This window comes from Bacillus sp. SIMBA_031 (genome assembly GCF_046535225.1).
Classification (GTDB): Bacteria; Bacillota; Bacilli; order Bacillales; family Bacillaceae; genus Bacillus; species Bacillus velezensis.
The window spans coordinates 1-262 of sequence record NZ_JAWRXC010000360.1 but is presented as its reverse complement, the minus strand read 5'-3'; the positions used below and the strand labels follow the sequence as shown (position 1 = coordinate 262).

Below are 262 nucleotides of genomic sequence, written 5' to 3'. Positions count from 1 at the left end.
CCATCAACGGGGCCCTGTTCCCACGCACGGATAACCTCAAGACCCCGATCCTCACCATTGACGTGGACGATGTCGATGCTGCCCTTGGCCAGGTGGAAACGTCCGGAGGTTCGGTTGTCCAAGGCAAGGAAACCATTCCCGGCATGGGCTACTACGCCTACTTCAAGGACACCGAGGGCAATATCCTGGGCGTTTGGCAGTCGGACGAAAGCGCGGGCAGCTAGCCCGAGGACTGTGACGTCACCGTCGGGGAGAAAGCCGG

Annotated in this window: 1 protein-coding gene; it reads left to right on the top strand. The window is 61.1% G+C overall.

Going from position 1 to position 262, the window contains the following annotated elements:
- Positions 1 to 224 (top strand): VOC family protein (locus tag SB724_RS20640; RefSeq protein ID WP_410572792.1); only part of this gene is annotated, 224 nt, incomplete at its 5' end.
- Positions 225 to 262 lie beyond the last annotated feature (38 nt).